This is a genomic window from Macrococcus epidermidis (assembly GCF_024205965.1).
Taxonomy (GTDB): domain Bacteria; phylum Bacillota; class Bacilli; order Staphylococcales; family Staphylococcaceae; genus Macrococcoides; species Macrococcoides epidermidis.
Window position 1 is genome coordinate 1 of record NZ_CP073819.1, and the last position, 26,923, is coordinate 26,923.

Annotated in this window: 22 protein-coding genes, 2 tRNA genes and 1 other annotated feature; of the genes, 22 read left to right on the forward strand and 2 right to left on the reverse strand. The window is 34.7% G+C overall.

Annotated elements, in window-relative coordinates:
• The first annotated feature begins 104 nt into the window (after positions 1-104).
• From dnaA to budA, 12 genes are all read left to right on the forward strand, one after another.
• Positions 105-1,442, forward strand: a complete 1,338-nt coding sequence (dnaA, locus tag KFV12_RS00005; protein WP_111716956.1) for a chromosomal replication initiator protein DnaA — start codon at positions 105-107, stop codon at positions 1,440-1,442.
• Between the two features lie 173 nt (positions 1,443-1,615).
• Complete coding sequence (gene dnaN / locus KFV12_RS00010) at positions 1,616-2,752, forward strand: DNA polymerase III subunit beta (protein ID WP_239242259.1); 1,137 nt, start codon at positions 1,616-1,618, stop codon at positions 2,750-2,752.
• A gap of 170 nt (positions 2,753-2,922) precedes the next feature.
• On the forward strand, positions 2,923-3,819 hold the full coding sequence (locus KFV12_RS00015; RefSeq protein WP_254256953.1) for an ABC transporter ATP-binding protein: 897 nt from the start codon (positions 2,923-2,925) through the stop codon (positions 3,817-3,819).
• A complete protein-coding gene (locus KFV12_RS00020; protein ID WP_111716952.1) occupies positions 3,812-5,053 on the forward strand; it encodes an ABC transporter permease in 1,242 nt (413 codons plus the stop codon). The genes KFV12_RS00015 and KFV12_RS00020 overlap by 8 nt, the downstream gene beginning before the upstream one ends.
• A 129-nt stretch (positions 5,054-5,182) precedes the next feature.
• Complete coding sequence (locus tag KFV12_RS00025; protein ID WP_254256954.1) at positions 5,183-5,902, forward strand: DsbA family protein; 720 nt, start codon at positions 5,183-5,185, stop codon at positions 5,900-5,902.
• The gene (locus KFV12_RS00030) at positions 5,902-6,321 is read left to right on the forward strand and encodes a disulfide oxidoreductase (protein ID WP_099581655.1); all 420 of its coding nucleotides are present in this window, start codon (positions 5,902-5,904) and stop codon (positions 6,319-6,321) included. The genes KFV12_RS00025 and KFV12_RS00030 overlap by 1 nt, the downstream gene beginning before the upstream one ends.
• A 149-nt stretch (positions 6,322-6,470) precedes the next feature.
• Entirely contained in the window at positions 6,471-6,689 is a 219-nt protein-coding gene (yaaA, locus tag KFV12_RS00035) for a S4 domain-containing protein YaaA (protein WP_096077751.1), read from the forward strand.
• Positions 6,689-7,798, forward strand: coding sequence for a DNA replication/repair protein RecF (gene recF / locus KFV12_RS00040; protein ID WP_240838293.1), 1,110 nt, complete (start codon positions 6,689-6,691; stop codon positions 7,796-7,798). The genes yaaA and recF overlap by 1 nt, the downstream gene beginning before the upstream one ends.
• Positions 7,799-7,805: 7 nt before the next feature.
• Entirely contained in the window at positions 7,806-9,728 is a 1,923-nt protein-coding gene (gene gyrB / locus KFV12_RS00045; RefSeq protein WP_302054721.1) for a DNA topoisomerase (ATP-hydrolyzing) subunit B, read from the forward strand.
• A gap of 27 nt (positions 9,729-9,755) precedes the next feature.
• On the forward strand, positions 9,756-12,419 hold the full coding sequence (gene gyrA, locus KFV12_RS00050; RefSeq protein WP_254256955.1) for a DNA gyrase subunit A: 2,664 nt from the start codon (positions 9,756-9,758) through the stop codon (positions 12,417-12,419).
• A 191-nt stretch (positions 12,420-12,610) separates the two neighbouring features.
• Positions 12,611-14,278: an acetolactate synthase AlsS gene (alsS, locus tag KFV12_RS00055; RefSeq protein ID WP_254256956.1), complete on the forward strand. Its 1,668-nt coding sequence runs from the start codon at positions 12,611-12,613 to the stop codon at positions 14,276-14,278.
• Positions 14,279-14,288: 10 nt separating this feature from the next.
• Positions 14,289-14,990 carry an acetolactate decarboxylase gene (budA, locus tag KFV12_RS00060; protein ID WP_254256957.1) on the forward strand — a complete coding sequence of 234 codons (702 nt, stop codon included), beginning with the start codon at positions 14,289-14,291 and terminating at the stop codon, positions 14,988-14,990.
• 42 nt (positions 14,991-15,032) lie between these two features.
• On the opposite strand, the gene KFV12_RS00065 is transcribed toward budA, so the two are convergent.
• A complete protein-coding gene (locus KFV12_RS00065; RefSeq protein WP_099581668.1) occupies positions 15,033-15,842 on the reverse strand; it encodes an NAD(P)H-hydrate dehydratase in 810 nt (269 codons plus the stop codon).
• 99 nt (positions 15,843-15,941) lie between these two features.
• Positions 15,942-16,149 (forward strand) — a binding site (T-box leader).
• A 51-nt stretch (positions 16,150-16,200) separates the two neighbouring features.
• Here KFV12_RS00065 and serS point away from each other — a divergent pair.
• The 7 genes from serS to KFV12_RS00100 all read left to right on the forward strand — a co-directional run bounded on the left by serS (position 16,201) and on the right by KFV12_RS00100 (position 24,783).
• Positions 16,201-17,472 (forward strand): serine--tRNA ligase, encoded by a 1,272-nt coding sequence (gene serS / locus KFV12_RS00070; RefSeq protein WP_111716938.1) that lies wholly within the window; start codon positions 16,201-16,203, stop codon positions 17,470-17,472.
• A 263-nt stretch (positions 17,473-17,735) separates the two neighbouring features.
• Positions 17,736-18,251: a YceI family protein gene (locus KFV12_RS00075; protein ID WP_111717025.1), complete on the forward strand. Its 516-nt coding sequence runs from the start codon at positions 17,736-17,738 to the stop codon at positions 18,249-18,251.
• A 140-nt stretch (positions 18,252-18,391) separates the two neighbouring features.
• Entirely contained in the window at positions 18,392-19,309 is a 918-nt protein-coding gene (locus KFV12_RS00080; RefSeq protein WP_170122549.1) for a DUF2232 domain-containing protein, read from the forward strand.
• Positions 19,310-19,333: 24 nt separating this feature from the next.
• Entirely contained in the window at positions 19,334-21,301 is a 1,968-nt protein-coding gene (locus KFV12_RS00085; protein ID WP_111716934.1) for a DHH family phosphoesterase, read from the forward strand.
• Positions 21,302-21,303: 2 nt separating this feature from the next.
• Positions 21,304-21,750 carry a 50S ribosomal protein L9 gene (gene rplI / locus KFV12_RS00090; RefSeq protein ID WP_111716932.1) on the forward strand — a complete coding sequence of 149 codons (447 nt, stop codon included), beginning with the start codon at positions 21,304-21,306 and terminating at the stop codon, positions 21,748-21,750.
• An 18-nt stretch (positions 21,751-21,768) separates the two neighbouring features.
• Entirely contained in the window at positions 21,769-23,166 is a 1,398-nt protein-coding gene (gene dnaB / locus KFV12_RS00095) for a replicative DNA helicase (RefSeq protein WP_099581677.1), read from the forward strand.
• A gap of 321 nt (positions 23,167-23,487) precedes the next feature.
• Positions 23,488-24,783 (forward strand): adenylosuccinate synthase, encoded by a 1,296-nt coding sequence (locus KFV12_RS00100; RefSeq protein ID WP_254256958.1) that lies wholly within the window; start codon positions 23,488-23,490, stop codon positions 24,781-24,783.
• An 81-nt stretch (positions 24,784-24,864) separates the two neighbouring features.
• Here KFV12_RS00100 and KFV12_RS00105 read toward each other — a convergent pair whose 3' ends face one another.
• A complete protein-coding gene (locus KFV12_RS00105; RefSeq protein ID WP_240838285.1) occupies positions 24,865-25,752 on the reverse strand; it encodes a YitT family protein in 888 nt (295 codons plus the stop codon).
• A gap of 132 nt (positions 25,753-25,884) precedes the next feature.
• Between KFV12_RS00105 and KFV12_RS00110 the strand changes: the two genes are divergently transcribed.
• From KFV12_RS00110 to yycF, 3 genes are all read left to right on the forward strand, one after another.
• A tRNA-Glu gene (locus tag KFV12_RS00110) sits at positions 25,885-25,959 on the forward strand.
• Between the two features lie 17 nt (positions 25,960-25,976).
• Positions 25,977-26,049: transfer RNA gene (locus tag KFV12_RS00115), tRNA-Asp, on the forward strand.
• 170 nt (positions 26,050-26,219) lie between these two features.
• Positions 26,220-26,921: a response regulator YycF gene (gene yycF / locus KFV12_RS00120; RefSeq protein ID WP_096077737.1), complete on the forward strand. Its 702-nt coding sequence runs from the start codon at positions 26,220-26,222 to the stop codon at positions 26,919-26,921.
• Positions 26,922-26,923: the final 2 nt, after the last annotated feature.

A 26,923-nucleotide genomic window follows, 5' to 3' on the forward strand; every position in this document is an offset into this window, starting at 1 on the left:
GTGTATAGTTTGTGGATAAACTATTCAAACCTGTGTTTTATGTTTATTCACATTTTTAATACTGTGTATAACTTTGAAATTTTTTTATAAGAAAGAGGAACATTATGAGTGGAATCGATACGATATGGGATAAAGTTTTAACAAAATTACAGACAAAACTAACGAACGCAAGTTACGATACTTGGTTTAGTGAAACAAAGATCAAATCTCTGGATAACAATCAAATCGTTATTTTAGCACCAACTTCTTTCAATGCAGACTGGCTGAAAAAAAATTATTTAAACTTAATTCAGGAAGTAATAGAAGAAACTATCGGAGAACATTTAAATATTAAAGTCATTTCTGATGAATTTGATGATTCCGATACTGATTTTCAGGCAAATAAACCTGCTGAAAGACCTGCTTCTCAGGAAATTTTGCCAAGTCAACTCAACACTGATAATACCTTTGACACTTTCGTCATCGGAAGCGGTAATCGCTTTAGTCATGCAGCAAGTTTAGCAGTTGCTGAAGCACCAGCAAAAGCATACAATCCGCTGTTTATATATGGTGGCGTAGGATTAGGTAAGACACATCTAATGCACGCAATTGGTCATTACGTTATGGAACATAAGGAAAATGCAAAGGTCGTATATACTTCAAGTGAAAAGTTTACGAATGAATTCATCAATTCTATTAAAGACAACAAAACTGAAGAATTTAGATCGAAATATCGTAATGTTGATGTACTGCTTATAGATGATATTCAGTTTTTAGCTGGAAAAGAATCGACACAAGAAGAATTTTTCCATACATTTAACGAACTTCATCAAAATCATAAACAAATTGTAATTTCAAGTGATCGTGCTCCAAAAGAAATTCCTACTTTAGAAGAACGTTTACGCTCACGTTTTGAATGGGGATTAACGACAGACGTTACCCCACCTGATCTTGAAACACGTATCGCAATATTACGTAAAAAATCAGAGGAAGAAAATATAGAGATTCCAAATGAAGCAATGCTTTATATCGCCACTCAAATTCAATCAAATATTCGTGAACTTGAGGGTGCTCTGACAAAAGTTGTTGCCTATTCTAAATTAGTAAACCGTGAACTAAACTCTGATTTAGTAGCTGAGGCTTTAAAAGATATTATCGCTTCTAGTAAACCAAAGAAAGTAACGATTCAGGATATTCAGGAAGCTGTTGGTGCTTACTATAATATACGTCTAGAAGATTTCAGTGCAAAAAAACGTACTAAATCTATTGCATTTCCTAGACAAATTGCAATGTACTTAGCACGTGAGCTTACTGACTTTTCTTTACCTAAAATTGGTGAAGAATTTGGTGGAAGAGATCATACAACTGTCATACATGCGCATGAAAAGATCAGAAAAAAATTAGAACATGATAATAGTTTGAAAAGTGATTTAAAAAATATCGAAAAAGATATCAAGGGATAAAGTTAAAATTGTGTATAACTTTTTGCGACATATAAACAAGTTATACACATGTGGATATCTACGCTTCACTCAGTTCAATAGACTTATCCACCTATTCACAGCCCTTACTACTATTATTACGATTTTAAAAGAGATAAAATATATATATAAATATCATTTTAAGGAGCTTATTCATTATGAAATTTACAATTCAAAGAGATCACTTTATTACTCAATTGAATGATACATTAAAAGCCATTTCTCCAAGAACAACTTTACCAGTGTTAACGGGTATTAAATTAGATGCTTTTGATAACAAATTAGTATTAACAGGGTCAGACTCAGAAGTATCGATTGAAATTACGATTCCTACTGAACAAGGCGACAATGAAATTTTATCTGTTGATACGAAAGGATCAATCGTATTACCAGGTCGTTTCTTTGTAGATATCATTAAAAAATTACCTGCAGATACTGTAACGATTGAAACAAACGATAACTTCCAGGCAAAAATTACTTCAGGACAATCAGAATTTAATGTATCGGGTATTGATTCAGATCAATATCCATTATTACCACAAGTAAGTGAACAAGAAGCAATAACTTTGCCAATTAAAGTATTAAAAAATATTATCAAACAAACTAATTTTGCAGTGTCCACGTCAGAAACACGACCAGTGTTAACAGGTGTTAACTGGATGATAAGTGATGGTATATTAAACTGTACTGCAACAGATTCACATCGCTTAGCTTTAAGAAAGTTGCAACTGGAAAACACGAACATTGAAACAATCAATGTCATTATTCCAGGAAAAGCATTAAGTGAGTTAAATAAAATTATTGATGATACTGAAGAAACAATCGATATTTTCTTTGCATCAAACCAAGTATTATTCAAAGTTGGTAATATTAACTTTATTTCACGTTTGCTTGAAGGAAATTATCCAGATACATCACGTTTATTCCCGGAAAGCTATGAGACGGCATTATCTATTAATAATGGAGACTTTTTCCACGCGATTGATCGTGCTTCATTACTCGCGCGAGAAGGAGGAAATAACGTTATTAAATTATCCGCTGTAGAGAATGCAGTAGAATTATCTTCTACTTCTCCTGAAATCGGTACGGTGAAAGAAGATGTTAAGACAAATAAATTTGAAGGAGAAGGTATCAAAATTTCCTTTAACTCAAAATATATGATGGATGCACTACGTGCCATTGATAATGATGATGTTCAAATCGAGTTCTTTGGAACGATGCGACCATTTATTCTGAAGCCCGAAGAAGATGAAAATTTAGTTCAGCTTATTTTGCCGATAAGAACATATTAATTTAAAAGCTTAAGCCAAATTCTGGTTTAAGCTTTTTGTTTTGACAAATAAAGTTTTTATTTTGACAAATATACTTGTCATAAAATATGAAATATATTACTATTTTAAGTGAGATAACATTATTTTCTTAAAGTATGGAAATCCTCAAAAACTATGATGGAGGTAGTAAAATGCTGATTCTGGAGAATGTTAGTAAAGAATTTAATGGTTTCAAAGCAGTAGACAATGTCAATATTTCTGTACCTGCTGGTGAGATGCTTGGTTTCTTAGGCGGAAATGGTGCGGGAAAAACGACAACATTTCGCATGATTTTAGGTCTTCTATCTAAGACGGCAGGAATAATTACATATAACGGTAAACCGATTGATTATTCTGTCACTGACAAAATAGGTTACTTACCTGAAGAACGTGGCTTAAATCCAAAATTAAAAGTAAGTGAACAAATTCAGTATTTAGCCCAGTTAAAAGGTATGAACAAAAAGGATATTGATAAAGCTCTGGATTATTGGCTCGATCGTTTCGATGTACCAGAAAATAAAAATAAGAAAATCGAAGACTTATCTAAAGGTAATCAACAAAAAATCCAATTGATTGGTGCCATCATTCATAATCCATCACTACTAATCCTGGATGAACCATTTAGTGGTCTTGATCCAGTGAATGTAGAATTGTTAAAATCAGCTGTTAAAGAAATCAATGAAAATGGTGCTACGATTGTATTTAGTTCGCATCGCATGGAACATGTAGAAGAGATGTGTGAACATGTATGTATTTTGAATAAAGGTAAGACGGTTGTTTCAGGAGAAATTAAACAAGTGAAACATGATTTTGGCAAGAAAGAAATTATTATCGAAGGACAACATGATTTTAGTACGTTAGCGAATATTCCTGGCGTAACAAAATTTAGTCAAAATAAAAATGATGTGCGTATTCAAATTGCTAATGGAGAGGTAGCACCTATCATATTCGATGCTGTTAAACAAATGGGCTATGTTTCAAGATTCCAGGTCAATGAACCATCTCTAAATGAAATATTCATTGAGAAAGTAGGTAATAGACATGAATAAATTTATACCGACATTTTGGTTAACATTCTGGAAAAAAGTATCGAGTAAATCGTTTATCATTTCGACGTTGATCGTAATACTAGCGATTATCGCATTAAGTAACGCTGATAAAATTTATGATTTCTTTGATAAAAGTGAAGATGATATTACTGTTATTTCTTCCGAAGACAAAACATTATCAACCGTATTTAAAAATGAATATCAAAAATTAGATAAGAAAAAGAAGTTAAAGATAGTTGATCTTGAAGCGGGGAAAAAAGGTATAAAAAATGAAAAATATAAAGTATTGATTGATATTAAAGAAAATACAGATAAAACAATTGAAAGTAAGGTTTATACACTAGATAGCTTAGGAACAGATGAACTGATGCAGATACAATCAACATTGACTGCTTTTCAAAGCAATAATATTGCAAAGTCTCTAAATCTTGCGCCTGATAAATTAGCAAAAGTTTTATCACAGGCTAAAGTTGATAATGAAGTTATTAAACCATTAGATGCTAACGATAAAGTGTCAGAGGAAAGTAAAGCAGTAAATACAGCATTAGTGTATGCAGGAATCTTTTTAATTTTCTTCATTACGATTAACTATGGAAGTCAAATTGCTACAGAAATTGCTCAGGAGAAATCATCACGCGTTATTGAAATGATTGTCACAAGTATTTCACCAATTACACATTTAATGGCTAAGATTATTGGAGTCATTGCAGTAGCGTTGGTACAGATTATCATCTATGCGATTACAATTTTTGTATGTGTTCAAGTATTTAATTTAAATAAAACGATTGAAAGTTTTGGATTTAAATTTACACAGGAAAATGTTCGTGTACTTATGTATGCACTTATTTTCTTAATTTTAGGCTTATTGCTATATATCAGTTTAAGTGCGATTGTCGGTTCTCTTACAAACCGTATAGAAGATATAGGTCAAGCGATAATGCCGGTCACATTTTTAAATATGGCGGCATTCTATATTGCGATGTTTAGCTTAACAACACCAGACACAATGCTTGTTAAGATTACAAGCTTTATTCCTTTCTTCACACCACAAGTAATGTTACTCAGAACCATTTCTCAGAAAACGAGTGATGCTCAGATTATCATTGGTATCATTATTTGTATCGTTACAATTATTGCACTGTTTTTTATCGCAGCAAAAATATACAAGGGCAGTGTATTCAGTAACGATAAAGGACTGATTAAGAATTTTAAAAGAGCATTGCAAACAAAATAGTTCACAAAAGATTAACTATTTTATTGTGGCATTGTTATTTTATTTAATATAATATTTATACTATGTATTTTAAAAATATATAAAAATAAATAACAAATTGTGTATACACAATAAAGAGAGGTCAATTCGATGAAGAATAAAAGCTCATTAATTTTTACGATGGTTCTTACATTACTAGTTGTAGGAGCATTAGCAGCAATGGTGATTATGAAGCAAAAAGATAAAGCTGAAACAGATAGTGTCGACACATCGACAGTTGATTCTACAGTCAATAACAATCAAGGTAAAAATCCTGTGGACACTAATAAAGTCGATCTTAAAGGTCAACCGATGATGGGGAAAAAAGGTGCGAAAGTTACAGTCATTGAATTTGGAGATTTTAAATGTCCAGCATGTAAATATTTTGATAGCAATATGAAACCTGAACTCAAGAAAAAATACTTTGATACAGGGAAAGCAAACTATTACTTTATTCATACACCGTTCCATGCTGAAGAATCAATTTTAGGCGGACTTGCTGGTGAAACAGTATTAAAAAATGATCCTGATAAATATTGGGCATTCCATGATGCATTATTTAAATTACAAACGCATAATGGTTCTCAAGATAAATGGTTAACGATGTCTGCAGTTAAGAAAGCACTTAAAACAGCAGGCGTAAAAGACGAAGCAAAAATAGTTGATGCAATTAAAGCGAATAGTGAGAAAGCTGCTGTTCAAAAAGATATTGATTTATATCAAAAACACAATATCACTTCTACACCAACAATTATTGTTAACGGTAAAGCACTTGCTGATCCGATGAACATCGATGCGGTTACAGAAGCTATTGATAAGGCGTTAAAATAATGAAAAACACTAAATATTTTTATATTTCCTGGGTAATTGCACTGGTTGCGATGTTAGGTAGTTTATATTTTTCAGAAATCATGCATTATGTACCTTGTGAAAAATGTTGGTATCAAAGGATTTTAATGTATCCTTTAGTGATTATCGCTGGTTTTGCAGCATTTACAAATGCATATCACTATAAATATTTGATTATGACATTCTCTGTTATCGGGTTTTGTATTTCAGTTATTCACTATATGGAACAGAAGATTCCCGGATTTGCACCAATCAAACCTTGTGTTGGTGGTGTTCCTTGTAGTACACAGTATGTGAATTATTTTGGTTTTATTACAATTCCGTTTTTAGCGGGAACAGCATTTTTGTTAATTACAGTGATGATGCTACTCGTTAGAAAATCAAATGCAGATGCAAAATAAAGGATTTTAAAAACAATATGGAATGTTCATAAATAAAAACGTTGAATGATAAGCATTCAGCGTTTTTATTTATGTGAAAAGACATGCATTTTTTAATGATTAAAGGTATAATTATATAATGACTGACATGGAATAGGAGTGAACCGTGAATGGTAAATATAGTCGAACTAAATAGTGAGATTACGTTAGGTCAATTTCTAAAAGCAGAAGGGATTATCTCAACGGGCGGACAAGCGAAATGGTATCTGCAGGATAACCCGGTAATGTTGAACGGAGAAGAAGAAAACAGACGTGGTAAGAAGCTTCATCAGGATGATCTTTTAGAAGTTGAAGGCGAAACTTACAAGATTACTTACACGGAAGCATAATGAAGTTAAAATCATTATCCTTATCGCATTATCGTAATTATGATTCCGTCAAATTAGACTTTAGCGATGAAGTAAATATTTTGATAGGTATTAATGCACAAGGAAAGACAAATCTTTTAGAAGCGATATATTGTTTAGCGATGGCTAAAAGTCACAGAACTTCAAATGATAAAGAATTAATTACCTGGGGTGAACAATTTAGTCATATTGAAGGTGACTTAGCATACCGACATGGCGTCATGCCATTATCACTCACAATTTCATCAAAAGGTAAAAAAGCGAAAGTGAATCATTTAGAACAAAAGCGACTGACTGAATACATCGGCCATATGAATGTCGTTTTATTTGCGCCGGAAGACTTAAATTTAGTTAAGGGTAGTCCGCAAATAAGACGCCGCTTCATCGATATGGAAATCGGCCAGATATCTGCTGTTTATCTTAATGATTTATCCAACTTTCAAAGAATACTCAAACAAAAGAATCATCATCTGAAGCAACTTAAAATCTCAGGTAATAATGATACAACGATGCTTGAAGTATTGAATGAACAATTTGCGGAATATGCGGTAAAACTTACGCAGCGACGTAAATCATTCATTGAAAAACTGGAGGAACTTGCCCTACCTATTCATCAAGGTATTACAAAACAAAAAGAAAACTTAAAATTACAGTATGTATCAAGTCTTGAATATATTGATGACGTACAGGCCATGATTGAAGCCTGTGTTACATTGCTAAATAAAGAAAGTAAACGTGAGATAGAACGTGCACAAAGTTTATTTGGCCCACATCGTGATGATATTACTTTTGCCATCAATGATATTGACGTGCAAACGTACGGATCACAAGGTCAACAGAGAACGACAGCTTTATCAGTGAAGCTTGCTGAAATAGAATTGATTAATCTGGAAGTGGGAGAATATCCGATTCTATTGTTGGATGATGTATTAAGCGAGCTCGATGATTTAAGGCAGACACATTTACTTACGACAATTCAACATAAAGTTCAAACATTTGTAACAACAACATCAGTGGATGGTATTGAACATGAAACAATCAACAGAGCGAAATTATTTAATGTTTCTGATGGACATATTTCGACTAATTGAAGGCTAGGTGACAATCTTGGAACAAAATTTAGATCAATATGGTGCTGACCAGATACAAGTATTAGAAGGATTAGAAGCAGTTAGAAAAAGACCAGGGATGTATATCGGCTCTACTGCATCACGTGGTTTACACCATTTAGTATGGGAAATCGTTGATAATAGTATCGACGAAGCATTAGCAGGATATGCGGATGAAATTGAAGTAGTAATAGAAAAAGATGACTGGATTAAAGTTACAGATAACGGGCGTGGTATTCCTGTTGAAATGCATAAGAAAATGGGTCGTCCTGCTGTTGAAGTTATCTTAACAGTACTGCATGCCGGAGGTAAATTCGGCGGTGGCGGATATAAAGTTTCTGGTGGTTTACATGGAGTAGGTTCTTCTGTCGTTAACGCCTTATCATCGACTTTAGAAGTATATGTACATAAAGACGGACAAATTCATCATCAGGCATATCATCAAGGTGTACCTGCTTTCGATTTGAAAGTTATTGGTGAGACAGATAAAACTGGAACAGAAATACGCTTTAAAGCAGATCCGGAAATATTTACGGAAACAACAGTTTATGAATACGAAATTTTACAAAAGCGTATACGTGAACTTGCTTTCTTAAACAAAGGCATTAAGATTACAGTGCGTGATGAACGTGAAGAAGAAGTAATTGAAGATGAATACCACTATGAAGGTGGTATTAAGTCTTATGTTGAATTGTTAAATAAATCTAAAGAAGTATTATTTCCTGAACCGATTTATATTCATGATACGCGTGATGATATTGAAGTAGAAATATCAATACAATATAACAATGGTTACTCAACAAACCTTTTAAGTTATGCAAATAACATTCATACATATGAAGGTGGAACACATGAGGATGGCTTTAAACGTGCATTAACACGTGTCATTAATAACTATGGTGCTAAAAATAAACTGATTAAAGAAAACGATGAGAAATTATCAGGGGAAGATGTACGTGAAGGAATTACTGCGGTAGTGTCTATTAAACATGGTGATCCTCAGTTTGAAGGACAAACGAAGACGAAACTAGGCAATACAGAAGTACGTCAAATTACAGATAATCTATTTGCGGAAAACTTTGAAAGATTCTTAATGGAGAATCCACCAGTTGCTCGCATTATCGTTGAAAAAGGTATTATGGCATCTCGTGCGCGTCTTGCTGCGAAGAAAGCACGTGAAGTAACGCGACGTAAATCTGGCCTGGAAATTTCTAGTCTTCCTGGTAAACTTGCAGACTGTTCAAGTAAAGATCCATCAATAAGCGAATTGTACATCGTTGAGGGAGATTCTGCCGGTGGATCAGCGAAGTCTGGTCGCGATTCTAAGACACAGGCAATTCTTCCGTTACGAGGTAAGATTTTAAACGTTGAAAAAGCGCGATTAGATCGTATTTTAGGAAATAATGAAATCCGTTCTATGATTACTGCGATGGGTACTGGTATCGGTGGCGAATTTGATATTTCAAAAGCAAGATATCATAAGATTGTTATTATGACCGATGCAGATGTTGATGGTGCGCACATTAGAACACTATTACTTACTTTCTTCTATCGCTTTATGAGACCACTACTTGAAGCGGGATATATTTATATTGCACAGCCACCATTATTTAAAGTGGAACAAGGAAAGAAAAAATATTACGTCTATAATGAACGTGAATTAAATAAATTAAGAGAAGAATTACCAGCTACACCGAAGTGGCAATTAGCACGATATAAAGGTTTGGGTGAGATGAATGCTGACCAGTTATGGGAGACGACAATGAACCCTGAGAACCGTTCGATGTTACAAGTGACTTTAGGTGATGCGATAGAAGCGGATGAAGTTTTTGAAATGTTAATGGGTGATGTTGTTGAACATCGTCGTACATTTATCGAAGAAAACGCCGTTTATGCAAACGTTGATGTATAAAGATAGTATTTTAAGGAGGCGCCATTTATGGCTTTAGAGCACGATTCAAAACTACAAGACCAGAATATTGTCAAAGAGATGAAGGATTCGTTTCTTGACTATGCGATGAGTGTAATCGTTTCTCGTGCGTTACCGGATGTACGTGATGGTATGAAACCTGTACATCGTCGTATATTATACGGAATGAATAATCAAGGAATGACGCCAGATAAACCCTATAAGAAGTCTGCACGTATCGTAGGAGATGTTATGGGTAAATATCACCCACACGGTGACTCTTCAATTTATGAGGCAATGGTTCGTATGGCACAAGATTTCAGCTATCGTTATATGCTCGTTGATGGACAAGGAAACTTTGGTTCTATGGACGGCGATGGTGCAGCTGCGATGCGTTATACTGAGGCGCGTATGTCTAAGATTGCTATGGAATTAATGCGCGATATCAACAAAGATACGATTGATTTTACAGATAACTACGATGGTAACGAACGTGAACCAGTCGTGCTACCTTCTAGATTCCCAAACCTGCTTGTGAATGGTGCGTCAGGAATTGCGGTTGGTATGGCAACAAATATTCCTCCACACAACTTAACAGAAGTGATTAACGGTGTGTTAGAGTTAAGTAAAAATGCTGACATTTCGATTCCTGAATTAATGGAATTTATTCAAGGTCCTGATTTTCCTACTGCAGGCTTAATACTAGGACGTAGTGGCATCCGTCGTGCTTATGAGACAGGTCGTGGTTCTATCATTATGCGTGCGAAAACTTTAATTGAAACACGTCCTAATGGTAAAGAAACAATTATCGTAACAGAAATTCCTTATCAAGTGAATAAAGCACGTTTAGTAGAGAAGATAGCGGAACTTGCCCGTGATAAAAAGATTGATGGTATTACAGATTTACGTGATGAGACAAGTTTAAAAGAAGGTGTGCGTATCGTTATTGACGTTCGTCGTGATGCGAATGCCAATGTGATCTTAAATAATTTATATAAATTAACACCATTACAAACATCTTTCGGTGTGAATATGTTAGCGCTTGTTGATGGACAACCGAAAGTTTTAAATATCAAACAAGCAATCTATCATTATTTAGAGCATCAAAAAGTAGTGGTTCGTCGTAGAACGCAGTATAACTTGAAGAAAGCTGAAGATCGTGCACATATTTTAGAAGGATTACGTATTGCATTAGATCATATCGACGAAATTATTGCTTTAATTCGTGGTTCAAAAAATGATGCTGAAGCGATGGCAGGCTTAATGGAACAATTTAAGCTTTCTGAGCGTCAGGCACAAGCAATTTTAGATATGCGTCTGCGCCGATTAACAGGACTTGAACGTGACAAAATTGAAGAAGAATACCAGGAATTACTGAAATATATCGATGAATTAAGAGCCATCTTAGCGGATGAAGAAAAATTACTGGAAATTATTCGTGAAGAATTAATTGAAATCCGTGAAAAATATGGCGATGAACGTCGTACAGAAATTACTGCAGGTGGATTTGATCATTTAGAAGATGAAGATTTAATCGATGAAGAAAATATCGTTATTACTTTAAGCCATAATAACTATATTAAACGTTTACCAGCATCAACATACCGTACACAACATCGTGGTGGACGTGGCGTTCAAGGTATGAATACTTTGGACGAAGACTTTGTTAGTCAAATGGTAACGACGTCAACTCATGATAATGTATTATTCTTCACGAATATGGGACGTGTATATAAAGTTAAGGGCTATGAAATACCTGAACTGTCTCGTCAATCAAAAGGAATCCCAATCGTTAACGTATTAGAACTGGAAAAAGATGAAAAGATTAGCACGATGATTGCGGTGAAAGACTTAGAACGTGAAGATGCCTTTATTATATTTGCGACGAAACAAGGTATTATTAAACGTACGAATCTTTCTCATTTTGCGCGCATTAATAAAAACGGTAAGATTGCAATTAACTTTAGAGAAGACGATGAACTGATTGCTGTACGTTTAACAGATGGTAATAAACAACTAATTATCGGTACAAAAAATGCATCACTCATCCGTTTCGAAGAAGATAAACTGCGTCCACTCGGAAGAACAGCTGCAGGTGTAAAAGGTATTTCATTACGCGAAGGCGATGAAGTAATAGGACTTGACGTTATTGAATCTAATGGTGAACATGAAGTATTGATTGTTACTGAAAATGGTTATGGTAAACGTACGGGTGAAGCAGAATACCGTATTTCTAACCGTGGTGGTAAAGGGATTAAAACAGCAAGCATTACTGAGAAGAACGGTAATCTTGTTTGTATCACAACAGTTAACGGTGACGAAGATATTATGTTGGTGACGAATCAAGGTGTAATCATTCGTTTAGATGTTGCTGAATTCTCTCAAAATGGTCGTTCAGCACAAGGTGTTCGTTTAATTAAGTTAGGTGAAGGACAACTTGTTGCGACCGTTGCAAAAGTAGAGAAAGAAGAAGACGTCGATGTAATTGACGAAGATAAGTTGCCCGGTGAAGTGATAGCCAAACAAGAAACGACATTAACAGAAGAAGCATTAGAAGATAACAACGAAGATATTGAAGCTGAAGACGGCCATGTTGTTGGTACGCTTGAAGATGAAGAAGATGACACTCAAAAAGATATTTTAGAAAATTCATCTTTCGATGATATTTTTGAAGACGAAGAAGAAACAGAATAAATTAAAAAGACTAAAGCCCAATTTTTAAGTTGTGCTTTAGTTTTTTTATTTCCCGAACAGTATTGAAAACGCTTCAATATTGTTGGAAACGTTTTATATGTATTTTAAAGGCGTATCATTTGAAGTAAGCATGCATTCGTACTAGCATTTAAATTGTAAAAAATATAATTCTAATTAGGAGCGTTAATATTATGAAAAAATCTGGTGGAGATTTATTCGTTGATACATTAATTAATCATGGTGTGACACATGTATTTGGAGTACCTGGAGCGAAAATCGATAAAGCATTTGATGTTTTAGAAGATAGAGGGCCCGAAGTCATTGTGACACGTCATGAACAAAATGCGGCACTTATTGCACAAGGTATCGGTCGTATCACAGGTAAACCTGGTGTTGTACTTGTAACAAGTGGACCTGGGGTAACCAATTTAGCGACAGGATTAGTGACCGCAAATTCTGAAAGTGACCCGGTTGTTGCGATTGGTGGTAATGTTAAACGAGAAGACAGTTTAAAACGTACACATCAATCTTTAGATAACGCTGGTCTGATGAGTCACGTTTCTAAATATTCAGTTGAAGTTCAGGATGCAAACAGTATTTCTGAAGCAGTTACAAATGCTTTTCGTGCCAGTGTTGAAGGGCGTAAAGGTGCAGCTTTTGTAAGTATACCTCAAGATGTTATATCTGCAGAAAACGTGGAGGTAAATGCGATAGAAGTAAAAGAACCACCTGTTTTAGGACCGGCACCTAATTTTGAAATTGATACTTTAGCTGAAAGAATTAAACAAGCCAAGTTACCTGTATTTTTACTTGGTATGCGTGCATCATCTGAAGAAAATACTGCCGCAATAAGAAAATTTATGACGAATAATGCGATACCAGTTGTAGAAACCTTCCAGGGATCTGGCATTATTTCAAGAGAATTAGAAGAACATTTCTTCGGACGTATTGGATTATTTAGAAATCAACCCGGTGATGAATTATTAAAACATGCAGATTTAGTGATTTCAGTGGGTTATGATCCAATTGAGTATGATCCGGTGATTTGGAATAAAGAGAATGAAAAAACAATTATTCATATTGATGAAGTGCAAAGTGATATTGACAATCATTATGCACCGGTAACGGAATTGATCGGTAATACTGCGCTCACAATTCAACGATTAGATGAAAAATTAGAGCCAGATGATATACAGCTTGATGAAAATGCTCAAAAAATATTATTAAATATTGCAAATATGATTCAAAAGAAATATGAATTACCTGAAGATTACTTGAATGCTGAGAAAGTAAATCCTAAACATATCGTTAAAGCAGTACGTGAATTAATTGATGATGAAACGACAGTTACTGTAGATGTAGGATCTTTATATATTTATATGGCACGTTATTTTAGAAGTTATGCACCACGTCATCTCTTGTTCTCAAATGGGATGCAGACATTAGGTGTAGCACTGCCTTGGGCGATTGCAGCATCAATTGTCCGACCAGGTAAAAAAATTGTTTCTATGGCGGGAGATGGAGGTTTCTTATTCTCAGGTCAGGAACTTGAAACTGCAGTAAGACTTAAAGCGCCAATCGTACAACTTATTTGGAATGATGGCCATTATGATATGGTTAAATTTCAGCAGGTAAGTAAATATGGTAAAGGTGCAGCAGTTGACTTAGGTCCTGTTGATTATGTTAAATATGCAGAATCTATGGGTGCAAAAGGATATAAAGTGAATCACTCTAGTGAATTAGAAGATGTACTGAAGAAAGCAATGGCAGAAGAAGGACCAGTTATCGTAGATATTCCTGTAGATTATAGCAACAATGCAAAATTAATGGAAGATTTATTACCAGACGCTACAAACTAGGAGGATAACGATGAATAACTTATATCAATATTCAACAATGGGTGCACTTGTAGGAGGTATGTTTGAAGGTACATTTAAATTGTCAGATGTACTTTCAACAGGAAATTATGGTATCGGAACAATGGATGGCTTAAATGGTGAACTGATTGTTTTGGACGGCACACCATACTTAATTGAAAGTACAGGGAAAGTACGCATTGTATCACCTGAAGAAACAACACCATTTGCAAGTATGATGGACTTTAACCCGACCAAGACATTAACTTTTAAAGGTAGTTTAAATAAAGAACAGTTAGACGAAGAAATATTAAAAGCAATGCAGGGTATGAACTATTTTCATGCAGTAAAGATTACAGGTAAATTTAAATTGATTAAAGCAAGATCAGTGAAGAAACAACAACAACCCTATCCGAAACTAGTCGAAGCAGTGAAAGAACAGGGCTATTTTGATATTCAAGATACAGAAGGGACGTTGTTTGGATTTTATACACCCCATTTTATAATGGGTATTGGTGTTGGCGGTTATCATGTACATTATTTAAGTGATGATGAGACACAAGGTGGTCATGTATTTGATTATGAGATTGAAGACGTGAAAGTTGAACTTGCCTTGCAGGAAGATTTTATCTTAAAAATGCCGGATACCAATCATTATCGTGAAAATGATTTGAATGATCCGGAAATGCTTAAAGATATAGAGGCAAGCGAATAGAAAAAGCAATCCTGAATCAGTTGATTCAGGATTGCTTTTTTTCTATGCTTCTAACTTCTTCATCATATATGGTAATTCATCGATAATACGACTTGCTGGTACAACATACATTTCCTGGGCTAATTGATCTCCGATTAAGCTATGAATAAATACAGCTTGTTTAATAGCTTCTTCTGTATCGAATTGACCTAGGAAACTTGCAATAATACCTGCTAATGCATCTCCCATACCGCCTGACGCCATTGCTGCATTACCGACAGTAATTTTATAATCACCGCTTTTTAAATATAATTCTGTTTCATGTTTCTTTAATATAACATGTGCACCTAGTTCATCAGCTTTAGCACGGTTACGTTCAGGTGTCTGTTCTGCAATAGGAATGCCGCTTAATCGTTCCCACTCCATTTGGTGGGGTGTGAAGATAACGTTACATTTCGGTAATGGATGTTTTAATTTGCTTAATATAGTAATAGCATCACCATCTATAATTAACGTTTGATGTTCCTGAATGTGTTGAAATAATAATGTTAAAACATTATTACCCTGGAAATCCAGACCAAGTCCAGGACCGATTAAAATACTATCTGCATTGTCTATTAGTTTTGTCAGACGTTTTATATCATTAATGTCAGATACCATTGCTTCAGGACATCTTGAATGCAATGCTGTATGATTTGTATTGTGTGTAGCAACTGTTGTGAGTCCGCCACCACTGTATACACAAGCACGAGCTGCCATCATAATAGACCCACCCATATTCTGGTTGCCACCGATGAGCAATATGCGACCGTAATCCCCTTTATGTGTAAGTACTTTGCGTTTTGGAATGCTGATAGACTCAATAATTTGCATTATTATTCTCCTTATAATGTGATATCCTTATTCGCTATAGAATGACATAAATAGTTGTCATTCTTATATCTATATGATACTATATTATCAAATAAGATAATAAATTTGTCATTTGGGATAAGTAATGTTGAGGTAATTTTTAGAGACATAGCGGTTGGTGAAAGCTATGATACTACATACATGAAATTCTACCCATAATTAAAGTTTGGCAAACCGGTGATGAGCCGTTATGTAATGGAGAGAATAGTTGAGACGAAAGTTTTAACTATTAATTAGGGTGGCAACGCGTAAATACCACGTCCCTTTTTGGGATGTGGTATTTTTTTGTACCCAAAAATAAAATTAGGAGGCAATCAACATGTTAGACATTAAATTATTTAGAAATGATGCTGAGTTTGTTAAGAAAAAATTAGAAATGCGTGGTATTGATACGTCAATCGTCGATGAAATTTTAAATTTAGATTCAAAAACACGTGAATTGACTGCACAGACTGAGGAGTTAAAAGCAAAACGTAATAAAGCAAGTGAAGAAATCGCACTTAAAAAACGTAATAAAGAAAATGCAGATGATGCAATCGAAGCAATGCGCGCAGTTGGTGATGAGATTAAAACGATCGATGCAGAATTAAATACAGTATCTACAGATTTACGTGATAAATTAGTACGTTTACCTAACTTGGTAAGTGATGAAACACCTTTCGGTAAAGATGAAGATGATAATGTAGAAGTACGTAAATGGGGTACACCACGTGAGTTTGATTTCGAAGCGAAAGCACACTGGGATATCGTTGAAGATTTAAAGATGGCTGATTTTGAACGTGCTGCTAAAGTATCTGGTGCACGATTTGCGTTCCTAACTAAAGATGGTGCGCGTCTAGAGCGTGCTTTAATGAACTTTATGCTGGATACTCATCGTGAAAATGGCTATCAGGAGATGGTGACACCGCAACTTGTAAATGCTGATTCTATGTTCGGTACGGGTCAATTACCGAAGTTTGAAGAAGACTTATTTAAAGTTGAAAAAGAAGGATTATATACTATCCCTACTTCAGAAGTGCCTTTAACAAACTTTTATCGCAATGAAATTATGACATCTGATATGTTACCGACTAAATTTACTGCGATGACAGCGTGTTTCCGTAGTGAAGCGGGATCAGCGGGTCGTGATACACGTGGTTTAATTCGTATGCACCAATTCAACAAAGTTGAGATGGTTCGTTTTGAAACACCTGAAAATTCATTTGCAGCATTAGAAGAGATGACACGTCATGCTGAAGCAATATTAGAAAAATTACAAATCCCTTATCGTACGATTAATTTATGTTCTGGTGATATTGGATTTGGAGCAGCAAAAACATATGATGTTGAAGTTTGGTTACCAAGCTATAACGCATATAAAGAAATTAGTTCTTGTTCAAATATGACTGATTTCCAGGCGAGACGTGCAAACATTCGTTTCAAACGTGATAAAGATGCGAAAGCTGAATTTGTGAATACATTAAACGGATCAGGACTTGCGGTTGGTCGTACGTTCGCAGCAGTGGTTGAGAACTACCAAAACGAAGACGGTTCAATTACTGTTCCGGAGGTACTTGTTCCTTACATGGGCGGACAAACAGTTATTAAATAATCTGGATAAAAAAATAAATTGTTTAAAATAATTTAGACAAGGTATCTGTAAAAGAGGTATCTTGTCTTTTTATTTTAAACATATGGTAATCAAAAAAATAAAAAAACAAAATAATATATTTTTTATACTTGCATATATTTAATATATCTGATATATTAAATATATAAGTTAGAAATAAGGAATGATTACATATGTTTAAAAAACTTTTTGGTAAAGACAAAGCAACAAAAACTAAAACAAATAACGAAAGAGGTAATTTAACAATGACAAACTTTACTTTAGACAAAACACACTCAGGAATTGACTTTTCGATTAAACACATGATGGTTTCAAAAGTTAAGGGAGAATTTACAGATTTCGATGCAACAGTTACTGGTGATATCAATGATTTATCTTCTTTAAATGTTAAAGCATCAGTTAAAGTTGATTCAATTGATACAAACAATGCTGATCGTGATGGTCATTTAAAATCTGGAGATTTCTTCAATGTAGAACAATACCCAGAAATCACTTTCGTATCTAAATCATTAACAAACAACACAATCACAGGTGACTTAACAATCAAAGATGTAACAAACGAAGAAACATTTGATTTAGAATTCAACGGAGTTCACAAAAACCCAATGACTGGTGGAGATGTGACTGGTTTAGTAGTATCAGGATCAATCAACCGTGAAAAATATGGTTTAACTTGGAACCAAGCGTTAGAAACTGGCGGCGTTATGGTTGGTAAAGACGTTAAATTTGAAGTTGGTGCGGAATTCTCAATCGAAGGTTAATTAATAATTTTTAGACTGCCTAATTATTAGGTAGTCTTTTTTTGTATTTTTAATAAAAATGTACATACATTGAGGTATTTTAAGTAAAGTTGTAAAATAGAATAGTTATAGAAATATTTTTTAGAAAGTGAGAATTTATGTTGAAGTTTGATTTAAGTAAGACAATTATCGTTACGATGATTATGATGATGGCAACGTTACTGATAAATTTCTTGCCATTTATGGCATTCATTATCGCTCCGTTTTTGCTTTTACCGACTGTATATTTGTTCTGCAGGTCGCGTAATAGTTTTTATATCATGAGCTTAATCGTAATACTTATTACTATTTTTATGTCGATATTTACGATGCAGGTCATAATGGGATCGATATTTGCTGGGTATATCATAGGTCAATTATTGATAGAACGTACATCAAAAGAACGCATGCTATATATCCTTACAGTTTTTTATAGTATATATACACTTGTATCGATTATCTTCCTTCAGGTAACTGACTATTTACCTAAAGTACAGACGTGGTTTAAGCCAACAATTGATATTTATAATGAATACTTGTCTAAAGGTGTTAAAGAAGGCACAATTCCTGCTTATCAGTTAGAAATGTTTAATACAAGTATGAATGAAGTGATTAAACAAGTGCCTGGAATTGTTATTTTAGCGCTATTTTTATTAGCCTTATTACAATTGGTGATAACTTTACCTGCATTACGCCAGTTTAAGATTGCAACACCTAACTTTAGACCGTTATCTACATGGCAGATGCCGAAAGTACTATTAATTATTTATTTATTTGTACTATTAGCGCATTTTGGAATATCAGAAACTGATTATGTTCCACTCGGAATCGTGATAAACTTAAGATATGTATTAGAGTGGATGTTATTCATTCAAGGATTATCTTTATACAGCTATTTTATAAAGATGAGAAAGATTCATCCGATTGTCAAAGCTTTTATATTCTTTATCGCGTTTTTATACGCGCCCATTACGCAACTTTTCGGAATTATTGATTTGATGGTAAACTTAAAGAAAAGAGTGCCGAAAAAGTTTAAGTAATAAATAATTTAATGAGGTGTCACAATGAATAGAAAGTACAATAAGCAAACATTAATTATGCCATTTATTGTTATGTGTCTCGCAGCTTTTATTGTCACAGGAATACTTTATACGGTACATCCTATGACAGCGATGGTTACATTCGGCATACTTTTTGTCATCACGTGCATCAGTCTTTTCTATTTAAGATATGGTATCAGACACAACGAATCTTATATTGCGAATTTATCAACATCTATTGATAAGGGAAAACGTTATGCAATTAGTGAATTACCCATCGGTGTCATTCTTTTAGATGAAAATGAGCATATTGAATGGCATAATCATTTTATTAATGAGAAGATTACTGCCCCTATTATTTCAGAATCTATTCATGATTTGTTTCCTAATTTGCTGAATCAACTTAAAAATACAGGCGTAAAAGAAGCTACTGCCAACTTTGAATCTTACAAATTTAAAGTAACATATGGTGAAAATTTAAATACTTTGTATTTCTTCGATATTACCGATAAAGTTGAAATAGAACAATTATATGATGAAGCTAAACCTATTATTGGAATATTGTTCCTGGATAACTTTGATGAAATTACACAAAACATGGCTGATGCACAACGTACGGAAATTAATAGTATGATGTCGACTGAAATTAATAAATGGGCTGAAGAAAATAACGTATACATTAAACGTTACCAATCAGATCAATATATGATGTTCTTTAATCAAAAGATCTTACATAAAATTGAAGAGACAAAATTTAATTTATTAGATAATATTCGTGATAAAAGTCGAGAAATCAAAACACATATCACTTTGAGTGTCGGTATTGGTGAAGGTTCTGAAAATTTACTGGATCTTGGTACTTTAGCTCAATCAAGTTTAGATTTAGCACTTGGCCGTGGCGGCGATCAGGTAGCGATTAAGAACATGAATGGAAACGTTCGATTCTATGGTGGTAAAACTGATCCTATGGAGAAACGTACACGCGTTAGAGCACGTGTTATCTCTCATGCACTCCGCGATATTTTAATCGAGGGTGAAAACGTCATTATTATGGGACATAAACGTCCTGATATGGATGCGATCGGTGCTGCAATTGGTGTTGCACGCTTTGCTAAGATGAACAATTTAAAGGCAAATATCATTTTAAATGATTATGATGTTGATGATACTTTATCCCGTGTTATGGCTGAAATTGCAGAAAAACCTGAGCTCGATGAAATATTTGTGTCTTCTGAAGAAGCATGGAATTTAATGACGAAGAAGACGACATTGGTTATCGTAGATACACATAAACCTGAAATGGTGATTGATGAAAGTATATTAAATAAAGCGTATCGTAAAGTGGTGATCGATCATCATCGTCGTGGTGAATCATTTATCGATAGTCCACTGCTTGTGTATATGGAACAATATGCAAGTTCTACAGCAGAGCTTGTAACTGAATTACTGGAATATCAACCGACAGAACATAAGTTGACGCGTTTAGAGGCAACGGTAATGCTTGCCGGTATTATTGTTGATACACGTAACTTTACGCTGCGTACAGGTTCCAGAACATTTGATGCAGCAAGTTTCTTAAGAAACCATGGTGCTGATACGATTCTTTGTCAGCATTTCTTAAAGGATGATATTGAAACGTATATTAAACGTTCAGAAATTATTCGTACCGTGCAGTTAGAAGATAATGGCATAGCAATTGCGCATGGCCCGGTAGGTGAGATCATTCATCCGGTTATTGTTGCACAAGCTGCTGACGAGCTTTTAGGTATCGAAGGTGTTGAAGCATCTTTTGTGGTGGCAGAGCGAAAAGAGAATGTCATCGGTATTTCTGCGAGATCGTTAGGAGAAATAAATGTTCAGCTTGTTATGGAAAGTATGGGTGGCGGTGGTCATTTATCAAATGCTGCAACACAACTTGAAAATGTCACGATCAATGAAGCAATTTTGCAATTACAACAAACTATAAATGAACAAAGTGAAGGAGAAGATTAGTTATGAAAGTTATATTTACGCAAGATGTTAAAGGAAAAGGTAAAAAAGGCGAAATTAAAGAAGTACCAGTAGGTTATGCAAATAACTTCTTATTAAAGAATAAATATGCTGTAGAAGCTACACCAGGAAACTTAAAGCAGTTAGAAGCACAAAAGAAACGTGTTGAGTTAGATAAGCAGCATGAATTAGAAGAAGCGGAAAAACTAAAAGAGAAATTAGAATCACTGGAAGTAAAAGTAACAGCGAAATCAGGTGAAGGTGGCCGTTTATTTGGATCTGTAAGTTCTAAACAAGTAGCTGATGCTTTAAATAAGCAACACGGTATTAAACTTGATAAACGTAAAATGGACTTACATGATGGTATCAGAAGTCTAGGTTATACGAATGTACCGGTTAAATTACATAATAAAGTAAGTGGTACATTAAAAGTTCACGTTACAGCAGAATAAAATTTCGAGGAGGATAATATGTCAGATTATCTTGAAGGTAAGAAACTGCCTTTTAATTTAACAGCTGAGCAATCTGTATTAGGTGCTATCTTTATTGATAATGAAGTATTATCTTCTGTGCTTGAAACATTATTGCCGCTACATTTTTACAGACAAAGTCATCAGAATATATTCCAGGCAATGCTTACTTTGTCTGAACAAAACGATGTTGTAGATATCATCACTGTTATGAATCAAATGACGCAGGACGGAACGCTTGAAGCGAGTGGCGGTGAACTTTATCTTATTGAATTGTCAGAGAAAGTTCCTACTGCTAGAAACGTTGATTTCTATGTGGATATTGTTTACCGTGATGCCGTAAAGCGTCGTTTAATTCATGTTGCTGATAGTATTATGGCAGATGGGTATAATGAGTCACTTGATTTGGAAACATTACTTGCAGATGCTGAAAAACGTATAATGGAAGTATCAACCAATCGAGGCGCAGATGGATTTAAAGAAATTAAAGACGTGTTAACACAAGTCTTTAATAATGCGGAAGAACTTGATAATAATAAAGGGCAAACGCCAGGCATACCAACCGGATATCGTGACCTGGATCAGATGACTGCAGGTTTTAACCGTAATGATCTGATTATTATTGCTGCACGACCATCAGTTGGGAAGACAGCGTTCGCTTTAAATATTGCCACACAGGTGGCTACAAATGATCATCCGTATACGGTAGCGATATTTAGTCTTGAGATGGGTGCGGATCAACTTGCGACACGTATGATTTGTAGCACAGGGAATGTTGATTCAAATCGACTGCGTACTGGACAGATGGACGGAGAAGATTGGAATCGTTTCACAGTCGCTGTTGGTAAATTATCTCGAACAAATATTTTTATTGATGATACGCCAGGGATTCGTATTACAGATATCCGTTCAAAATGCAGACGACTTCATCAGGAACATGGACTGGATATGATATTGATTGACTATCTACAGTTGATTCAAGGGTCTGGAAGTCGCTCAAGTGAAAATAGACAACAAGAAGTCTCTGAAATTTCACGTATGTTAAAAGCATTAGCACGTGAATTAGAATGTCCTGTGATCGCTTTATCTCAGTTATCTCGTGGTGTAGAACAACGACAAGATAAGCGTCCGATGATGAGTGATATTCGTGAATCCGGATCGATTGAACAAGATGCGGATATTGTTGCCTTCTTGTATCGTGATGATTATTATAACCGTGGACAAGGCGAAGATGGCGAAGAAGTGGAAGTTGATGCAGGTGCACAAGATGAGAATGGGGAGATAGAAATTATTATCGCGAAGCAGCGTAACGGTCCTACAGGGACTGTTAAACTGCACTTCTTGAAACAATATAACAAATTTACTGATATTGATTATGCACATGCGGATATGATGTAAAAAAAAACTATAAAACACGTACTTTAAATCAAAGGATATATTTAAAGTACGTGTTTTTGTTTGTAATTTACAAATAAATTTCATGAATGTTTGTACTTATTATATTGATTTTTGAATAAAAATATTAAATTTCAAAACGAAAAAACAGTATAAATCAAATGCAATAAAGAAAAATATTCATTTATACATTCCTAAATACTTAAAACCTTAATTCATGAGGAAAAATTATGTATAATTATTAATGTTCGGTTTTTGGTTGATTTTTCAGCTATATATTGATAGAATGGCTAAGGTTAGTCAAGAAAATTTGGAGGTGCACGCATGTCATCAATCGTAGTTGTTGGGACGCAGTGGGGAGACGAAGGTAAAGGTAAAATCACAGATTTTTTAGCTGAACAGGCAAATGTGATTGCTCGTTTTTCAGGTGGTAATAATGCAGGTCATACTATTAAATTCGGTGGAGAAACGTATAAATTACACTTAGTACCATCAGGAATTTTCTATTCAGATAAATTATCAGTAATCGGTAATGGCGTTGTTGTAGATCCGGTTGCTTTATTAAAAGAATTAGATGCATTAAATGAACGTGGTATAAGTACAGATAACTTACGTATCTCAAATCGTGCCCAAGTTATTTTACCGTACCATTTAAAACAAGATGAATTAGAAGAAGAAAAGCGTGGCGACAATAAAATCGGTACAACGAAAAAAGGTATTGGACCGGCATATGTTGATAAAGTACAACGTATCGGGATTCGTATGGCTGATTTATTGGACGAAGAAACATTTAGAGCAAAGTTAGAAGAAAACTTAAACGCTAAAAATGAATTATTCGAAAAAATGTTCAATGCTGAAGGATTCACTTTTGATGAAATCTTTGAACCTTACTTTGCTGCAGGACAACGATTGAAACAATACACAGTGGACACTGCAAAAGTATTAGATGACGCTTTCGAAGCAGAAGAAAAAGTATTGTTTGAAGGTGCACAAGGTGTGATGCTTGATATCGATCATGGTACGTATCCATTTGTTACATCAAGTAACCCGATTGCAGGTAACGTAACAGTTGGTACTGGTGTAGGACCAACTTTTGTTGATAAAGTTGTAGGCGTATGTAAAGCTTATACATCACGTGTAGGAGATGGGCCATTCCCAACTGAACTATTCGATGAAGATGGGCACCATATCCGTGAAGTAGGTCGTGAATACGGTACAACAACAGGACGTCCACGCCGAGTAGGTTGGTTTGATTCAGTTGTATTACGTCATTCACGTCGTGCGAGTGGTATTACAAATTTATCAATTAACTCTATTGATGTATTAACAGGTTTAGAAACTGTTAAAATCTGTACGGCATACGAATTAGATGGTGAAATTATTACTGAATACCCTGCTAACTTAAATGCATTAAATCGTTGTAAGCCAGTATTTGAAGAGTTACCTGGATGGACTGAAGATGTTACTGGTGTTAAGACGATGGAAGAATTACCAGATAATGCACGTCGTTATTTAGAGCGTATTTCTGAATTATGTAATGTTAAGATTTCTATCTTCTCAGTAGGACCAGATAGAACGCAAACAAACTTACTTGAAGATTTATGGCAAACTGATAAATAAGCTTTAAATAAATGATAAATATAAAAATAGCAATAAAGGAATCTATTAAAATAGACTACTTTATTGCTATTTTTGTATGTTTTAATGAATATCTCTCTTTTTGAATCTTCCGCCTTTAACTTCCGATACGTTGCCGATTGCAACAAATGCACTTTCATCATAATGATTAACGATGTCTTTTAATTTAAATTCTTCTAGACGAGTAATGACACAGAAGATAACTTTCTTATCTTCACCAGTATAAGCACCTTCTCCAGTTAAATATGTAACACCACGACCTAAACGGTCATTAATAGCATCACCAATTTCTTCGTGCTGATCACTTATAATCCAGACAGATTTAGATTCATCTAAACCTTGCTGGACGATATCAATCGTTTTAAAAGCAATAAAATAGGCGATTACTGAATACATTGCTGATTCCCATGTAAAGATGAATCCGGCAGCAACATAGATGAAGAAATTAATAACCATAACGATTTCTCCGACTGAAAACGGAGATTTATTACTAATAAGAATGGCAAGAATTTCAGTGCCATCTAATGAACCACCATAACGAATGACGAGTCCAACACCAAGGCCAAGAATCACCCCACCAAAGATAGTAACTAGAAATTTCTCATCCGCAAAAGGAGGAACGGGATGTAATAGAGCTGTACCAATTGATAAAATAGTAATGGCATATAAAGTTGATAGAGCAAATGTTTTACCGATTTGTTTATATCCTAGGTAAAAGAATGGGATATTTATTAAAAAGATAAATAATCCAAGAGGTAGTTCAAGTAAATGTGAAGCCATAATTGAAATACCTACAATACCTCCATCGAGTAATTTGTTAGGTACTAAAAAGAGTTCGAGTGCCACTGCCATGAGAATTGCACCTAAAGTAATGAAAGAAAAACGCTTAATCTTTTCTTTTAAAGGCAGCTTTTTGTGTTGTTTTACCACTTTTTCCAAGGGTATCGACATAACATGCTCCTTTCTTTAATAATTCAGAGTATATATATATCAATTATACTAAATTTTTTAATATTTTTTAAAAATAATGCTTGATAAATGTAAATTCAACATGCTATAATCAATCTTGTGCTATTAATTAATGGCCCCTTGGTCAAGCGGTTAAGACACCGCCCTTTCACGGCGGTAACACGGGTTCGAATCCCGTAGGGGTCACCATTTAATTTAATACATAAGGTCCCGTGGTGTAGCGGTTAACATGCCTGCCTGTCACGCAGGAGATCGCGGGTTCGATTCCCGTCGGGACCGCTAATTAGTAAGGCAATCGCCTTACTCATTCATATTTAGAAGTTAGACTTTTGTCTAGCTTCTTTTTTTATGTGGAAGGTATAAAATGCGACCTTATAGAAAAAAGTACAAAACAGTGGTAAATTATAGAGTAGGATATTATTGAATTTTACCAGAGAAGAGGGACGCCAATGTCGAGAAAAATCGTTGTTGTAGATGATGAAAAACCGATTGCAGATATATTAGAATTTAACTTGAAAAAAGAAGGCTATGAAGTACATGTTGCTTATGACGGTGATGATGCTGTAGATCTTATCTATGATGTGCAACCAGATATCGTATTGTTAGATATCATGTTACCTGGTCGTGATGGTATGGAAGTATGTCGTGAGGTGCGTAAGAAATATGATATGCCGATTATTATGTTAACAGCTAAAGACTCTGAAATTGATAAAGTATTAGGCTTAGAGTTAGGCGCTGACGATTATGTTACGAAACCATTCTCAACACGCGAATTGATTGCCCGTGTTAAAGCGAATTTACGTCGTCATTACACACAGGCACAAACTGAAGAAAAAGAAGAGTCGACAGATATCGTTATTAAAGATATTATCGTTTATCCTGAAGCATATTCTATTAAAAAGCGTGGTGTAGATATCGAACTTACGCATCGTGAGTTTGAGCTATTCCATTACTTAGCAAAACATATCGGGCAGGTAATGACGCGTGAACACTTACTGCAAACAGTATGGGGTTATGATTATTTTGGAGATGTGCGTACAGTGGACGTTACTATCCGTAGATTACGTGAAAAAATTGAAGATGATGCAAGCCATCCGGAATATATCGTAACACGTCGTGGTGTAGGATACTTCTTACAAACGCAGGAGTAGTG